The organism is Luteimonas saliphila, from assembly GCF_016774335.1.
GTDB classification, from domain to species: domain Bacteria; phylum Pseudomonadota; class Gammaproteobacteria; order Xanthomonadales; family Xanthomonadaceae; genus Luteimonas; species Luteimonas saliphila.
The window spans coordinates 1-15,314 of the sequence record NZ_JAETWA010000037.1; the positions used below are offsets into that span (position 1 = coordinate 1).

General features: G+C 69.1%; 17 protein-coding genes and 1 pseudogene. 3 read left to right on the top strand and 15 right to left on the bottom strand.

Annotation, left to right across the window (positions count from 1 at the left end):
* Positions 1-384 precede the first annotated feature (384 nt).
* Positions 385-1,014, bottom strand: a complete 630-nt coding sequence (locus JMO03_RS10270; protein WP_202843052.1) for a hypothetical protein — start codon at positions 1,012-1,014, stop codon at positions 385-387.
* 107 nt (positions 1,015-1,121) lie between these two features.
* Here JMO03_RS10270 and JMO03_RS10275 point away from each other — a divergent pair, with 107 nt between their 5' ends.
* A complete protein-coding gene (locus JMO03_RS10275; RefSeq protein WP_202843054.1) occupies positions 1,122-1,691 on the top strand; it encodes a TetR family transcriptional regulator in 570 nt (189 codons plus the stop codon).
* Between the two features lie 33 nt (positions 1,692-1,724).
* Here JMO03_RS10275 and JMO03_RS10280 read toward each other — a convergent pair whose 3' ends face one another.
* Positions 1,725-2,645, bottom strand: a complete 921-nt coding sequence (locus JMO03_RS10280; RefSeq protein WP_202843056.1) for an alpha/beta fold hydrolase — start codon at positions 2,643-2,645, stop codon at positions 1,725-1,727.
* 126 nt (positions 2,646-2,771) lie between these two features.
* Here JMO03_RS10280 and JMO03_RS10285 point away from each other — a divergent pair, with 126 nt between their 5' ends.
* Positions 2,772-3,374, top strand: coding sequence for a CGNR zinc finger domain-containing protein (locus JMO03_RS10285; RefSeq protein WP_202843057.1), 603 nt, complete (start codon positions 2,772-2,774; stop codon positions 3,372-3,374).
* A gap of 473 nt (positions 3,375-3,847) precedes the next feature.
* Here JMO03_RS10285 and JMO03_RS10290 read toward each other — a convergent pair whose 3' ends face one another.
* From JMO03_RS10290 to JMO03_RS10315, 6 genes are all read right to left on the bottom strand, one after another.
* Positions 3,848-4,294 carry a BON domain-containing protein gene (locus JMO03_RS10290; protein ID WP_238346061.1) on the bottom strand — a complete coding sequence of 149 codons (447 nt, stop codon included), beginning with the start codon at positions 4,292-4,294 and terminating at the stop codon, positions 3,848-3,850.
* A 217-nt stretch (positions 4,295-4,511) separates the two neighbouring features.
* Positions 4,512-4,733 carry a hypothetical protein gene (locus tag JMO03_RS10295; protein WP_202843059.1) on the bottom strand — a complete coding sequence of 74 codons (222 nt, stop codon included), beginning with the start codon at positions 4,731-4,733 and terminating at the stop codon, positions 4,512-4,514.
* Positions 4,734-5,022: 289 nt separating this feature from the next.
* Entirely contained in the window at positions 5,023-5,544 is a 522-nt protein-coding gene (locus tag JMO03_RS10300; protein WP_202843060.1) for a nucleoside 2-deoxyribosyltransferase, read from the bottom strand.
* Between the two features lie 66 nt (positions 5,545-5,610).
* Positions 5,611-5,994, bottom strand: coding sequence for a VOC family protein (locus JMO03_RS10305; protein WP_202843061.1), 384 nt, complete (start codon positions 5,992-5,994; stop codon positions 5,611-5,613).
* Positions 5,995-6,809: 815 nt separating this feature from the next.
* Positions 6,810-8,138, bottom strand: coding sequence for a serine hydrolase (locus JMO03_RS10310; RefSeq protein WP_202843062.1), 1,329 nt, complete (start codon positions 8,136-8,138; stop codon positions 6,810-6,812).
* Between the two features lie 94 nt (positions 8,139-8,232).
* Positions 8,233-9,477 (bottom strand): alpha/beta hydrolase, encoded by a 1,245-nt coding sequence (locus JMO03_RS10315; protein WP_202843063.1) that lies wholly within the window; start codon positions 9,475-9,477, stop codon positions 8,233-8,235.
* Here JMO03_RS10315 and JMO03_RS21640 point away from each other — a divergent pair.
* Positions 9,470-9,727: pseudogene (locus JMO03_RS21640) on the top strand (hypothetical protein); the annotation flags it as partial. The gene JMO03_RS10315 and the pseudogene JMO03_RS21640 sit on opposite strands and share 8 nt — an antisense overlap.
* Before the next feature lie 160 nt (positions 9,728-9,887).
* Here the strand turns inward: JMO03_RS21640 and JMO03_RS21120 are convergent.
* From JMO03_RS21120 to JMO03_RS10350, 7 genes are all read right to left on the bottom strand, one after another.
* Positions 9,888-10,331 carry an HIT family protein gene (locus JMO03_RS21120; protein ID WP_238346065.1) on the bottom strand — a complete coding sequence of 148 codons (444 nt, stop codon included), beginning with the start codon at positions 10,329-10,331 and terminating at the stop codon, positions 9,888-9,890.
* Between the two features lie 76 nt (positions 10,332-10,407).
* A complete protein-coding gene (locus tag JMO03_RS10325; RefSeq protein WP_202843067.1) occupies positions 10,408-10,803 on the bottom strand; it encodes a hypothetical protein in 396 nt (131 codons plus the stop codon).
* A gap of 72 nt (positions 10,804-10,875) precedes the next feature.
* A complete protein-coding gene (locus tag JMO03_RS10330; protein WP_202843069.1) occupies positions 10,876-11,301 on the bottom strand; it encodes a VOC family protein in 426 nt (141 codons plus the stop codon).
* Positions 11,298-11,525, bottom strand: a complete 228-nt coding sequence (locus JMO03_RS10335) for a hypothetical protein (RefSeq protein ID WP_202843071.1) — start codon at positions 11,523-11,525, stop codon at positions 11,298-11,300. Before JMO03_RS10335 ends, JMO03_RS10330 begins: the two co-directional genes overlap by 4 nt.
* Positions 11,526-11,797: 272 nt before the next feature.
* A complete protein-coding gene (locus JMO03_RS10340; RefSeq protein ID WP_202843073.1) occupies positions 11,798-13,039 on the bottom strand; it encodes a sensor histidine kinase in 1,242 nt (413 codons plus the stop codon).
* Positions 13,026-13,736, bottom strand: coding sequence for a response regulator transcription factor (locus JMO03_RS10345; protein ID WP_202843075.1), 711 nt, complete (start codon positions 13,734-13,736; stop codon positions 13,026-13,028). The genes JMO03_RS10340 and JMO03_RS10345 overlap by 14 nt, the downstream gene beginning before the upstream one ends.
* Positions 13,737-13,769: 33 nt before the next feature.
* A complete protein-coding gene (locus tag JMO03_RS10350; protein WP_202843077.1) occupies positions 13,770-14,825 on the bottom strand; it encodes a type 1 glutamine amidotransferase domain-containing protein in 1,056 nt (351 codons plus the stop codon).
* Positions 14,826-15,314: the final 489 nt, after the last annotated feature.

A 15,314-nucleotide genomic window follows, 5' to 3' on the forward strand; every position in this document is an offset into this window, starting at 1 on the left:
CTGACTCGCCGCCGCAGCGCATCCATGCGCTGCTCGCCGCAATCCCCGGCCCGGAACGCCCGTCGGAGCATCATTGGCCTGGCTTCGAAGAAGCTGGCCACCCGGCCATCGCGGGCAGGCAACGATGAGCCGCGCCCTGGCGCCCGGGGATCGCGACAAGCAAGACATGGATGTCTTGCGCGCGAGTCAGGGCACGATGCCCTGACCGAGCGGAAAGCGATTCCCGGGCGCCAGGGCGTGGCGTGCATCCGAAGTCTGGACAGGGACTTCTCTATCGAGGATCGCCTCTCCCTCACATGGGAGAAGAACCTTCTTGTTTGGGGCGTTCGTCGCCTGCGTCGCGTAGCGCGACCGGCCGCGAAGCCAGGATCTCGCGGTCACCGCTCATCGGGCGACCGGCGTGTCGGCATCGTCGGGCTTGCGGTCCAACTGGGTCCGCATCCATTCCGGGAACTCGTGCGCCAGGAACGTGTCGTGGAAACGCGCCCGCGCCTCCTCGCCGACCCCTTCCCTGAGCGCGAAGCGATACGTCCAGCTGACGAGAGTCGTGTCGGGCGTGGGTTGGGTGCGCACGAACTCGCCCACGGCATAGGCCACGTCGCGGAACTTCGGGCCGGTGTAATTCCAGACCAGGTAGCGGAAGCGCGAACCGGTATCGCCCGACTCGTTGAGCAGGACTTCCTCGACGACATGCGAGCCGTCGGTCTTGCAGACCAGCCTGCGCGCGCCGACGGTGCCGTAGGGTCCCTGCGAAAGCCGGTACGTGCCGCTGACGCCGGCGAGGTTCCTGGTCGCGTCGATGCGAAGCGGCCGGTTGGCGGCCCGCATGACATCCGCGAGCGACTGCCCGATGAGCTTTTCTTCCGTGATCGCCGGCAGTGTCTCGAGCGGCGCGATGTCGGGTCGTGGAGGATCGACGAAACCGGGGGGCGGCTCGCAGGCCGAGCCAGTCGTGGCGAGCGCCAATACCGCGAGCGCGAAGGCGACAAGTCCGGGATATCGGGGTCTACGCATGAACGATATCTTAGGCAGGCCGGCGCACCAGGACCATTCGCATTATGAAGCGGACACGCACCGACTCGCTCAGCCCCCGGAAAAAGCCCCAGCAGCGGCGCTCGCGCGTGACCATCGACGCGATTTTCGAGGCGACGATTCAGGTTCTGCTCGCCAGCGGGCTGCAGGCCATCACCACCTCCCAGATCGCCGAGCGGGCGGGCGTGTCCGTCGGCTCGCTCTACCAGTACTTCCCGAACAAGAACGCCCTGCTGGCCGCCGTGGTCCGGCGGCACGTGGGCGAAGTGGTCGACGCCACCATCGAGGCCTGCCGCTCGGCGCACGGCACCGCCATCCGGGAGATGTGCGCGGCGATGATCGCCGCCTTCGTCGACGCCAAGACACGTCGGCCGGAGGTGTCGCGGGCGCTCTACCTGCCTTCCGCGGCCGTCAATGCCGACGCCATCGTCAAGGAGGAATCGACCCGCTGCGCGCAGGCGGTGCAGCAGATGCTGCGCACCGCGCGCGATGTGCGTTTCGCCCAGCCGCAGATCGTCAGCATGATGCTGGTCGGCGCCATCGTGGCGCCGACCCGGGCGGTCATCGAAGCGGGCGGCGATCGTGCCGACTTCGACCGGCTGAAACTGCACCTCACCGCGCTCGCCACGGGCTACCTGGGAGAAGTGGCGGCAAAGTGATGTGGCCCCCTTCGCCGCACATGAAGTCCACCCCTACAGGTGGCGGTCGAGGAACGACAGCATCTGCTTCGCGATCTCGTCGCCGTGCGTTTCCAGCGCGAGGTGGCCGGTGTCCAGGAAGCGAACCTCGGCATCGGGGTTGTCGCGCCTGAACGCCTCCGCGCCGGCCGGCAGGAAAAACGGATCGTTGCGTCCCCAGATCGCCAGCGTCGGCGGGCGATGCGCGCGGAAGTAGGCGTGCAGCTGCGCGTACTGCTTCACGTTGCTTCCGTAGTCGGCCAGCAGGTCGACCTGCGGCTCCACGCCGATGCGCTCGATCGCGTCGGCCGCCAGTTGCCAGGGCTCGGGCGCGATCAGCGACGCATCCGGGACGCCCTCGGTGTACTGCCAGCGGATCATGTCGGGGGTGTTGAAGCGGCGCAGCGCCTCGCGGTTCTCCGCGGTCGGCGCGTCCCAGGCCTTGCGCATGTCGGCCCAACCGTCGCTCAGGCCCTCTTCGTAAGCGTTACCGTTCTGGCTCACGATCGCGGTGATCCGCTCCGGATGCCGCACCGCCAGGCGCCAGCCGACCGGCGCGCCGTAGTCGAACACGTACAGCGCGTATCGATCCAGGCCCATGGCGACGGTGAACGCGTCCACCACCGCGGTCAGCTGGTCGAAGGTGTAGTGGAATTCCACACCGGGCTGCACGCGGGTCTGGCCGAATCCGGGCAGATCCGGCGCGACCACGTGGTAGCGCTGCGCCAGCTGCGGTATCAGGTCGCGGAACATGTACGACGAGGCGGCGAACCCGTGCAGCAGCAGCACGGTGGGCGCTTGCGGCGAGCCGGCCTCGCGGTAGAACACCTCGACGCCCCGGACCTCGAACGTGCGGTGGTGGACCGGCGACGCCCGGTCCGCGGCGTGAGTGCCGAAGGCGGCACCGAGGAGGAGGAACGCAGCGATTGCTTTCATGGGGGGGCTCCAGGGGCAGGAAGGTCATGCGCAGAAGTAACCTTTATAACAACAGATTAACGGTTACCAATGGCGCAGGGTCGCTCATCTGGAGTAACCTGTCAATAGTCGATTTCGAGGTTATTCATGGCAACCGCAGCGCTAACTGCCTCCCCCGGCGACACGCCCTTCGTCGGCGACCACCCGGCGATGGATCTGCTCAACACCCGGGCGCGCGAGGACGGGGTGCCCACCGACACGTGGGAGACAGGCACGGATGTCATCCGGTGGCTGACGCGGCTCGGCATCGCTCCCGCCGCAGGCGCCGGCCGGGTGGACGAAGCGGAGCTGCTCGCGCGGGCGCGCGACCTGCGCGAGCAGGCGCGCAAGCTGATCGTGGCGCGTCTGCAGGGCAAGGCCGGCAATCCCGCCGGCCTCAATGCGCACCTGCATGCATACCTGGGCACGCCCAGCCTGCGGCGTGATGGCGCGGGTGGTTTCGCACTGGTCAGGGTGGCGCGTGGCGATGCGGTCGCCACCCTGCTTGGTCCGGTGGCGGAGGCAGTGGCCGACCTGCTGGCGGAGGCGGACTTCAGCCTGGTCCGCCAGTGCGAGCACCCCGATTGCGTGCTGTGGTTCTACGACCGTACCAAGTCGCACAAGCGGCGCTGGTGCAGCATGGCGGTGTGCGGCAACCGCCACAAGGCGGCGCGGTTCCGCGCGAGCAGGCGGGAAGGCGCGGCCGACTGATCCGCACTCCCGGAATACCGTCGCACGGGGGGGGGAGGCCGCGGCGCGACGGTCGGCCTCAGGGCAGCGGCGTGCGCATGCCCACCGCTAGCCGGTTCCAGCCGTTGATCTCGACAACCAGGAACGTCAGTTCGGCGATGCCGGTCTCGTCGAAGTGCTCGAGCAGCGGCGCGTGATCGGCATCGGCGGCGCCGGTGGCCTCGATCCCGGTCGCCGACTCGACCCAGCCCAGCCCAGCCCAGCGCGGCCGGTTCGCGTGCGTCGAACACGCGGCTTCGCGCCAGCGGGAGTTTCAGCTTGCGCCGCTCCTCGCAGGTCTGACGCACTTCGTGCGCGCGTGCATGCCAGGCAGTGGACGCAGCCGTTGCAAAAAGATGCCGCGCACCCTGGGATGCGCGGCATAGATGGGCGAAACGGGCGACCGATTGGCCGGGGCCGACGACGTCGCCCCGGACCGCTTCAGCAGTCGGCGATCAGCGATTGGCGCCGACGGTGAGGCCGCTCGTGTCGACGCTGGACACGCCTTCGATGTCGCGTGCGATCTGGGTCGCGCGATCGATCTGCGCCTGCTGTTCCACCTGGCCCGACAGCGTGACGACGCCATTGACGGTCTCGACGTCGATGGCCAGGCCGGACACATCGGTGTCGGCGAGCAGCGAGGACTTGACCTTCGTGGTGATCCAGGTGTCGTCGACCGGCTGGCTGGAATCGCGGCCATCGTCGGTGGCATCTCCGTAGGCGGCATCACCCGTGGCCACCGGGTCCGTCGGCCCCGTAGGAGGCGCGGTCTGCGCGGCGGGCTCGTCGGCCGGTTCCATGGCGGCGCGATCGTCGGCATTGCGGTTGTTGCAGCCCACGGCGAAGGCCAGGGCCGAAGACAGGGCGATCGCGAGCGGGATACGGGTCAGGGAAGTATTCATGTTCACGGGCGGGGGCTCCTGGGAATTGGGGACGGGCAGAGTGTGGTGGCTGCGCTGTCCACAAAGCGTGACTGGATCCCGTCGCCGCGTTAAATGAAGGCACCATCCGGTTCACCAAGGACAACGGCGACTGACCGTCGGTCGCGCAGCGATGTGCGGTCCCCCGGCACGGTCCTCAGGCGGGCCCCGCGTTATTTCGTGCCTGCACGTGACGGTGTCATCCGGCGTCGATCGCCTCCGCCTGCGCGGGCGTTTCCGTATGCGCGCGCTTCCTGACCCAGGTGGTGGTGTCGTACACCACCATCTCGTGGCGCTGGCTATCCGTCGTGAACGACTGCTTCGCCTTGTACGAGGCGATCGCGACGTCGGGCTTCGGAAAAACGACGCTCTCGTCGGAGAACTCGAAGGACGTGATCCGGGCATCGCCGGAGAGCGCCATCGCCCTGTAACCGGCAGGGTCGAAGTGATGGATGCCCCGGGGGCCAGCGACAGTGGACTGCCCGTCCAGGAGAGAGATGGCGGTGTCGAGATCTCGAGCATGGACTGCCAGAACTTGCGTTCCAGGGCCATGATGTCGCCCTCTGCCGTCATCGTGCACCTCGCGCCCGCGATGGTGGAGGCGGACTATGCGTTCGACGCGTTCGCCCTGCGTCGTCGAAACGTTAGCCGTCGGACCGAGCATTGGAAACCCGTTTGACCGCAAAGGGGGTCGCGACCTCCTTCCCGCATCAGGTCTGGGGAACCCGGTAACGTGCCAGCTGTATGAGCGCCGCCCGCGCATCGCCCACGACCAGGGGCGCCGGCACCGAGAGCATCAGGTTCAGCGGCAGGCCGAACTCCTCGATGTTCCAGCCGTGGGTATCGAGCACGCCATCGGCGCCGATCGCCTGTGGATGGCGCCGACGGATGCGCTGGGCGAAGCTGCCCTGCTCGGGGATGTAGCCGAACACCGGCTTGCCCTTCGCCACCGCGTAGCCCACCTCGAAGCAGGTGCCGCTGTCCGGCTCGGGGCCGCGGAAGAAGTCGAGGTTGGCCAGCACCGCGTCGGCGCGGTCGAGCAGGGCGATGTTGGCATGGTAGATCCAGGCCGCCTGCGCGGCCGGTTCGGTCACGTGCGCGGGCACCTCCTGGTCGAGCGGGAACAGTCCCTCGAAGCCGGCCTCAGCGCACAGCGCCTTCAGTTCGTGGCCGCGTTCGCGGGCATCGGGGCGAAAGACGTCGGGGCCGGCGAGGTAGAGCGTGCGGATCACGGGCAAATGAAATCAGGAACGAAGGTAAGGGACATCGGCAGCGCCCAGCTCACGCCTCACCGCCCGTCAGCTGTCCGGCTCGATCTGCGCCAGCATGAGCACATATCCATCCGGATCCTCGAGCCTGCACTCGCCGCCCGGCATGTAGAACGGATGCCTGATCTCACCTGGCGAGTGTCCCAGCCTCTCCAAGGCGGCATGCGCTTGCCTGATGTCGTCGAGGTACAGATAGAACAGGATGGCCTGCCGGGACGCGTCGATGGGCCCGGAGGCCTGACCGACCATCAGATTGGCCTTCTCGCTCTCCAGCCAGGCCCAGACTGGCGTCGACTGGCCTTCGGGAACGACCGTGTTCGCGACCTTGAAGCCGAGGTCTGCGTAGAAGCCGATGCTGCGTTCGACGCTGGCGACGTGCGCGAAGGCAACGAGCGAGCGGGTATGGGCCGCCATAGTGCTCTCCAGACCATCCAACCAGGGCTTACGCTGCAAAGGAGTGAACTCGCGCTGCAAAGCAGTGAACTCGATCCCGGGTTTCGGGTCTCCAGGAAACTGGACGCGAGCCCGTCCGCACAGGCGCCGTTGCTGGAGCAGTCACCCCGACCGGTCTTGCCGCGCCATGGGATCCGGGTCACGCAAACCGCATGAATACGCTTGCAGCGTCCGCGCGATGGGAAGATTCTGGCACGTATTCCATCCCCGCGTGGCCGCAACGCCGCCGGGCGATCCGTTCGCTGCGCACTCCATTCCGGGACGAAAGGAGGTCGGCCATGTCCAAGCCACGCGCATCGCTGAGCTTTGCCGGGTTCATTGCCGTTGTCGTACTGCTGATGACCCAGGTCGGCACGGCCAGGGAGCCGGTCCGGTTCGATACCCTCGATGCGAGGGATACGGCGAATCTCGAATCGCTGCTACGAAGCGAAGTCGAGACCATCCTGCGGCGGGAGAAGGCGCGTCCGGGCGAACCGCCGGCTACGTCGCTGCTGCGTGGCGTGCGCATCGACAAGGCATCCGGCCAGGTCGTGGTGGAGTTGTCCCGGGCCTACCTGTCGGCAGGTCTCACCCATTTCTCCGCCGCCCTGCAGGATCGGCTGCACATGCTGACCACCGGCATCCTCTGGGCGGTGGAGAACGAACTGGGGCTGTCGGCAGTGGGCGTGAGCCACACCTTCGATGGCCAGCCGCTGTGGTTCTACTACCCCGACGACTTTCCGGACTTCAAACCGGACGCCAGGCCTTCGTCGAAGGCCGAACACCCAGGGTTTTCGTCACTCCATGCGCATGCCGTGCAGGTCCTCGTGCAGCCCCAGCCAATGCAGGCTGCCGTCGTCGGCGCCGGAGAGATAGACGTCCAGGCCCGGCACGTAGCGCAACCCGGCCCCCACCGGGTAGGCCGTGTAGCGCAAGCCGCCGCGGACCACTGCCTGCAGCGGCGCGCCGGCGTCGAGGGTGATGGCCTCGCCGTCGGGGAAGCGGTAGCTTCCCGGCAGCGGTGCCGTCTCGCCCAGCGGCAGCGCCAGCTCGCGATGCCCGGTGGACGCGTCGTCGGCGGCGAATGCGAGCAACGCGCGCTGCAGGCGCGCCTGCAGCCGGGGCGAGAGCGTGTTGTTGCTCACCATCGCCACCGAGAGCTTGCGTCGGCCATCCCACGACAGCAGGTGCCGGAAGCCTGCATGGTGCCCGCCGTAATGGCAGCGCACGCCGTCGGCCGTGCAGTACCAGTTGCCCCAGCTCAAGCCGGACGCGCTGCCGGAAATCGTGGCGGCGGTGCTGGCGCGATCGCGGACGTATGCCAGGGCCGGAGTCCACCATGACGCACCCCACGCGGCGAGCTGCGACGCGGACACGCTGAGGTTGGCCGAGCCGTAGAAGCGTTCGTCCTCATCGCTGTCGGCACGTGCGTAGGCGCCGTCCGCCGTGCGCCGATAGCCGATCGCGCGTGGTTGCCAGTCCGCCAGTCGCGCCGGCCGCAGGGTCACGCCGGGCGGCAGGGCCGCGCGCTGCCGTGCCAGCTGCAGGTACGGTGCCGAGGTGACCTGCTCCGCCAGCAGCGCCAGCGTGGAGTAGCACAGGTTGCAGTAGGCGAACCCGCTCCCCGGCGTAAACGCTGGAGGCACGCCGCGCAGGACCACCTCGTCCAGCAGGGCCCGGTTGTCCTTGCCGGCCAGGGTGTCGAACGCACCGTCGCCCGGCAGCCCTGCCGAATGCGCCAGCAACTCGCGCACGCGCGTGTCGGCGTGCGGATAGCGCGGCAGGTAACGCACCACCGGCGCGTCCAGGTCCAGCCGCCCCTCCGCAGCGAGCGAGAGCACGATCGCCGCGGTCACCGGTTTCGCCAGCGACGCGCTGTCGACGGGCGTGTCCGGGGCGAACGGTCGGCCTTCGAAAGGGTCCGCCCACCCGTAGCCGCGCGCAAAACGCGTCCCCGACGCATCCTGGATCACAACCGCGCCGCTGAATTCGCCCGCCGCCTCCAGCCGCGTCAGCGCGTCGTGCAGCTCCGCGGGCTCTCCGGCCCCGCGTTCGCCATCCGCGCAGGCGGCCGCCCCAGGCGCGGCCCACAGGACGGCGGTCAGCAAGGCGAGACAGGCGCGCACGCCGGCAGGCTAGACCGGCGCAGGGCCGGTCGCAACAGGCTCTGCAGTAGCGGGCGAAATGGGGCAGGGTCGAGACGGGCCGATTGCCGCCGCCTTATTGCCCCACGTCGCCGCTGCGTACCGCGATCGGCCTGGCGTACTGCACCAGGGTCATCAGCAGCTTCCCCGGCTCTTCGGCGATGATTTCATGGGCGGAGTGCTCGAACCATTCGAAGTGCTTGGAGGGCGCGTCGACGGACTCGAACCATTCCCGCGCCACGGACGAGTTGACGCTGCGGTCGTGACGGCCGGCCAGCACGATCAGGGGACACCGCAGCGCGGTGACGTGGCTCATGTCGACGCCGACGACTTCGCTGAACAGAAACTCCTGCGAGTAGCCGTTGCCCTCGTACGCGCGCCTCGCTTCCTCGTCCGAGTATTCGGGCGAGAGGCGCACCGCGATGCCGTCGATCTGACGCGTCCGGTACGCCATCACCCCGCCGAAGTGATCGGACCAGCGCCGCTCCAGGGCGATGTCCTGCAAGGGAATCGCGCCGCCCGAGCGGGCGTACGGTGCGATGGACTCCAGGTCGGCGATGGCCTGCAGGTTCCCGGCCGCCCGCGCGGCCGCGAGCGCATGCGCATAGCCCCGCCGCTCGCTTTCCGGGCTGTCGATGGCCTGGCCCATGCCGATGTAGGCGTGCAGCCATTCCGGGCGGCGAAGCGCGAACTGGAGACCGACATAGCTGCCCCACGAAGTCCCCAGCAGGAAGACCTTGTCCTTGTCGAATTCCCCGCGCAGCCACGCCACCAGTTCCTCGGTGTCGTCGACGAAGCGATCCGGCGTCATCGTTGGCGCAACCTTCTCCGGATCGCTGGCCAGGTAGGTCTTCCCGGCCCCGCGCTGGTCCCAGTGGACCACGGTGAAGTACTCCTCGAGCCCGTGGGTGCCCCACCAGGCGATGGGGGACGTGGGGAACCCGGGCCCGCCGTGGACGATCAGCAGGACCGGATTGCGGCGGTCGGCGCCGCGGATGCTCACGAACTGCGGGATGCCGCCGACCGGCACCATCTCGTAGCGTTCGACGCCGAGCGGCGTCACGATCTTCCTGAGCTCGCGGATGACCTCGACCGCCTCCGCCCGGCTCGCCGGCGGGACCGGCGCGCTGGCCCATGCGCGCAGCGGGGCGGACAACATCAGGACCGCCAGAGCGAAGGCTGCGCCACGCGACCAGCGAGCATGACGCCCCGTTTCCGATGGACGCGCGGCATCCCCGGCGTCCCGCACTGAGGGCGGGAAGGGCGGCGGGCGTTGCGCGGCAACGGGCGCAATGGTGTGGCGGTTGCGTGCGATGCTCATCTCGACTCCTGCTGCGTGCGTCAACAAAGGACGTCGCGCGAAGCGGCATGTGACCGCGGGATGTTCCGATCGTCGCGTCCCAGTCGGCACGTCACATGACCACTTGCGGGCGATCCACGCACCGGACGGGTTTCGCCTGCCGCGCGCCTTCAACCGGGCGACCGCAATCAGGCCCTGCCAGCATGTGCAGCGCCGGCGCCTCGATGCGGCCGCTCGCGCCCTGCTGCAGGACGGTGCGCCGATCCATCGCATCTCGCTGGCGTGCGGGTCCGACGACCTGTCCGAACTCAACCGCCGCTTCCGCCGGTGGCGCAGCGAGCACAACGGGACAAGCGCGAACGGCCCCGGATCGATTTCCGCCGTGCGCCGTCGCGCCGGCAGGACGCGCGTCGCCGCCCGGCCCGCAACGGCTACGACGAAGCGGCGATCCGCCGCACCAGCCTGGCCTGCAGCGCCTGCAACGCGTCCGGGTCGGCTTCCTGCGCGGCATGGATGCCCAGGCCCTGGCCGGCATAGCGTGGGACGAGGTGCACGTGGATGTGGAAGACGGTCTGCCCCGCTGCAGCGCCGTTGAACTGGGCCAGCTGCACACCCTCGGGCTGCAGTTCCTCGACGAGCGCGCGGGTCAGCCGCTGCGCCACCGTCATGAGCCGGCACAGGGCCCCGGTCTCGAGGTCGAGCAGGTTGACGGCCGCCGAGCGCCTGGGAATCACCAGCGTATGGCCAGGCGATTGCGGATACAGGTCGAGGAAGGCGAGTACGTCCTCGTCCTCGTAGACCTTGTAGCAGGGGGCTTCGCCGCGAATGATCCTGGCGAAGATGTTCTGGGGATCGTACGGCGTGTGCAGGCTCATCGAAGGTTCTGTGTCGGTCGTTGCATGAACAATGGCGACTGGATGCGAAGCGACCGCCTCACCGACGTCCCATGCCTCAGCCCTGCGGTGTGCCCCTGAGTCGACCGGCAATGTAAGGCGCTGTTGCCGTGACGAGCAACACCACAGGCCAGATGTTTCCATCCTTGAAGGTGTAACTCTCGAGGATGGCCGGCCACGGCGTGCCTCGCAGGAGATCGAAGGACAGCTCGAACCCGAGCGTGAGCGCCAGCCAGGCCAGCCCGATGCCAGGCAGCTGGCGCCGACGGGCGCGCAGCCAGGGGAGGGCGGCGTACGCCACGACCAGGATCAACCCGGACAGGAGCAGGCCGCTCAGCACCAGCCCGGCCGCCTTGCCCAGGTGCGGAATGAGGACCGCCTCGCGCAGGGCGCCGTTCGCCACCGCGCACACGAGGATGGCGGACCAGACCGCGACCGTTTTCAGTGCAAGCATCGGCATCGCTCCCATCGGCGCCCGCCCCCGGATCGGACCGCGCCACGTACCAGCCTGCGCCGGGGCACACGCTCAGCCACCGCCACGCAGCCGGAGGTGCGGCTCCGCGGGCTGCAGCAGATCCCACAGGTTGCCGTAGAGGTCCCGGAACACCGCCACCGTGCCATACGGCTCCTCCTTCGGCGCGCGGACGAACACCACGCCCTTGCCCTGGTAGGACGCGTAGTCGCGCCAGACGTCATCGGTGTAGAGGAACAGGAACACGCGCCCGCCGGTCTGGGCGCCGATGCGCGAGGCCTGCTCCGGCGTCGAGGCGCGCGCGAGCAGCAGCCGGGATTCGGTCGCGCCGGGTGGGCAGACCACCACCCACCGCTTCGACTGCTCCGGAACCGGGGTGTCCTCGACCAGTCGGAAACCGAGCGTTCCGACGAAGAACGCCAGCGCCTCGTCGTAGTCGCGAACGACGAGGGAGACCAGACCGAGCGATTGCCGTTTCATCGTGCCTGCACCTGGGGTTGGTCGGGGCGGCCGGGACGCGAGCTGCGCGGCTCCATCACCAGTATCGTATCGGCCCGGTCGACCAGCTCGGCCGGGACAACGCAGTCCGCGTCGTGGGATGTCCCGGCAGCGGCCGTCTCGATGCCGGGCCATTGCGCGAACAGGTGTTCGGCGGCGGGACTGCGCAAGAGGTTCCAGCCGCAGACGAAGAGCACATGGTGCATCCGGCGTATCTCTCCGAAGTTCGGACGCGCCGCGCCACGACGCCTCATCGGATCGGGCCCACGCCCGGAACAAAGGCTCCCGCTCTACCGCGGGGCTGCACAGAAAAGGGAGGCCTGCCCGGCTTCCCGTCAGGACGCTATAGGCACCCCGGGATTGCGACAAGCCTCGCCGAGGGGCGGGATCGGCGCCCTGTCGAAGGGGCCGCAGGGGAGGCGACGCATGACCGTCCAGGCAACGACCTGCTCCCACGGCATCCGCGGGCCCCGGTTCCTCAGGCTGGCTCAGGACTCCGGGGAGAGGGGCCCAGCTCGAACGGGCGCGGGCCCGGCCAACGCAATTCGCAGCAGACCCATTCGGCACAGGCCCGCAGCTCCAGCTCCCAGCCAATACGCGCGGCCAGCCGTCGCGCGATGTCCAGGCCGATCCCGAAACCCGGCGCATCGGCCGCCGTCGGCGGGTTGCGTATCGCCAGCTGCGTGGCATCGGCTTCCACCTCGATCGCGCCCGCGCCGCCGTGCTGGATGGCGTTGAGCAGCAGGTTGGCCAGCAGCGTCTCGACGGCTTCCCACGGCGCATCCCACTGCAGCCCCGGCGCGATATGGACGCGGAACGACTGCTGGCGCGTGGCGGCCAGCGGCTGCAGTTCATCGATCAGCTCCCCCAGCGCCGAGGCCGCATGCGTATGCTGCGCGCCCGCCAACGTCGCTTCGCTGGATAACCAGAGGATCGCGTTGCCCGCGCGCTCCAGCCGCGACAACGCACGTTGCAGCCGCTGCAAGGCCGGAGATGCGGCTTCCGCCTCCTGCAGCAGGGCCAGGCTGGTGCGGGCCGACTGCAGCGGCGTGCGCAGTTCGTGTGCCAGGAAGGTCAGGGTTTCGCGTTCGCGTTCGACGGCCTCGTGCCGGCTGCGCCAGACCTCGGCGTGCAGCTGCAGGATCTCGGCGAACTCGCCGACCGGCTCGGCCCGCGCCAGCGCCTCCAGGCTCGCAGGATCCGGCGTCGCCCGCACCTGCGCCACGAGTGTGCGCGCCCGCCGTTCGGCACGACCGACGAAGGCGCTGGCCAGCAGCCACGCGCACAGCATGGTCGATACGAAGACCGCCACGGCATAGCCCAGTCCGGCCGGAAGCCGCGGTGTGACGGTCAGCTCGCCGGTCACGTCGTACAGCAGCACGGCGCGGCTACCGTCGGCGGCCGGCACCAGCCGCGCGTGCACGTAGCGACCATCGTCGCGTCGGAACTCCGCCATCGCGCCGGCGCGTCGGTCACCGAAACGCTTCTGCTCCCGTGGCGAGAGCTGCGTGAACGGAACCAGCGCGAAATGCTCGGGCAGGGACGCCATGCGCGTATCGGCCGGCAAGGTCGCCGCGACCGTCTGCAGGCGCCGGTCGATGAAGCTGTCTTCCAGCACGAACAACAGCAGCAGGGCGATCCCTGCGAACAGCAGCGACAACAGCGCAGCGAAGAGCATCCAGCGCCGGACCAGCGCCTCCCGCAGGCTATGCCGGCGCATCCGTGGCCTCCGCGCTGAAGCGGTAGCCCACGCCACGCACGTTGGCGATCAACGGCACGCCGAAGGCGCGCAGGCAGTGCCGCCGCAGCTGGTAGACGTGCATGCGCAGCGGATCGCTGTCCGGCGGCTCACCCTGCCACAGTCGCTCGCACAGGAGCTGCCGTGAGACCGCGCCCGGGCTCGCCTCCATCAACTCGCGCATCAGCACGAGTCCGGTGCCATGCAATGGCAGGGATTCGTCGTCGCGCTGCAACAGGTGGCGCTGGATGTCCAGTACGTAGGCGCCCACGCGCAGCTGCAGGCCGCCGGCATGCGCCACGTGCGCGGTGATGGCGCGTGCGCGTGCCAGCAGCTCCGCCGGGGCGAACGGCTTGACCATGTAGTCCACCGCGCCGGCGGCGAACGCAGCGAGCTTGTCGTCCAGCGAGCCCCGCGCGGTGAGGAACAGCACCGGCGCGCGCATCCCGCCCTCGCGCTTGAGCGACCGGCACAAGGCCATGCCGTTCTGGTCGGGCAGGTTCACGTCCAGGACCGCCAGGTCGAACGGCTGCGCCTGCAGCCGCGCGCGCGCCTGTGCCGCGTTGTAGGCGAAGTCGACCGCCACGCCATGGCTGCCCAGGTAATCGCCGATGCCGGCGGCGACATCGACATCGTCCTCCACCAGCAGCAGCCGCAAGGGCGGTGCGCACAGCTTCATCGGCCGTTCCCGTTGGGGTCCGTGCGAGTGTACTCATCCATGCGCGAGCCGTTGCAAGTGCCAGGCGTCGCCCCAGCGCCCCTGCATCGCGGCCACCAGTGCATGCATCAGCAGCAGGTGCTTGCCTGCCCCGGGCGCCGACTGCCTGGTTTCCAAGGCGGCGTCGATGCCGCCGCGACGATAGGCCTCCATCACCCGCACCGCCTGCTCCTCGCGCGTCGCTTCGCGCGCGACGGGCGGATGGCCCAGCGCCTTCACCATCGCTTCGGCCACCGACCAGGTCGACCACGGGTTCTGCCCGGTCACCAGCCGGCCATCGACCACGGTGTTGTCCAGGTACAGGCTCCCTTCGACGAATCGCGCGCCGCGCTGCACGAGCGCATCCTGCAGCAGTTCATCGAAGCGCTGCCGCGCGTCCTTCATCAGGAACAGTTCCTCGGCATTGGTGAAGCCGGTGACGCGACGCCCCTGCAGCAGGCGCGTGCCGTCGTCGAGGGTCGCGTCGAGCAGCGCCGCCGGGCCGTGGCAGACGGCACCGACCACGCCACCGGCGCCATGGACGTGGCGCACGATCCGCGCGATGGCGGCATTGCCGGGGAAGTCGAACATCGCGCCCTTGCCGCCGACGAAGTACACCGCCGCGTACCGGGATGCGTCCACCGCCTCCAGCGGCAGGCTGGCGGCGAGCTTCGCCCGCGCCGACGCGTCGTTGAGGAAGGCATGGTCGGCCTCGCCCATGTCCTCGTCGTCCACGCGCATCGGCGGCGAACCGCCCTGCGGGCTGGCGATATCCACCGCATAGCCGTTGGCGATGAAGGTGTAGTAGGCGCGCGACAGTTCGGTCAGTTCGAAGCCGGCGCGCTTGTCGGTGCCGGGGAAGTACTCGGCGCTGCTGACCACCGCGAGGATGCGGCCGCGCGTCGGCGGTGGCGCATCGCGCATGAACGCCAGGTCGGCCACGCTGCTGCGTGGGTCGGCCGGTGGCTGGCTGCCCAGGTCCAGGCTGAGCACGTACAGACCAGCGCCCGCAGCCAGCGTCACGACTGCAGCCAGCGCGCCCAGCACCAGCCGCTTGATCCAACGCCTCATGCTCCGCCCCCGGGCTCGTGCCCACGTTCAAGATGCGGCCACGTTGCGCCGGCAATGTAGAACGAAGATCAGTCCAGGCCCCCGGATGGCGGCGAAGGCCCCAGGCGTAGGACACCGAAGCTCGGCGTACCGCGATCGCCGCATGGCGCTGCTCCTTGCGAGGTCGAACCGCATTTGCTCAGTGATTGCGCGGTGTGGAACTGAAAACAGGTTCCGTTCCTGCGCGCTGCTCTCAGGTTTGGAAGTACCGTCGGCGACGGCATCCTGCGTCGCCTCACCAGGTTGAAGGTGACGGCGAGAGCTTCGGCGAGTTGCTCGCCATCGCCGACGTGGAACGCCTCCGCGGACCACGATGCCCGGATGCGCCCGGCATTCCACCAGGCGAGGTGGCGGGCGTGCATCTCGGCGGGGCCGTACAGCCGAAGCCGCGCGTCGGCATGCTGGGCAGCAGGGCCTGATCGATGAGAGCGCGATGCCCTCGTTGAGCCA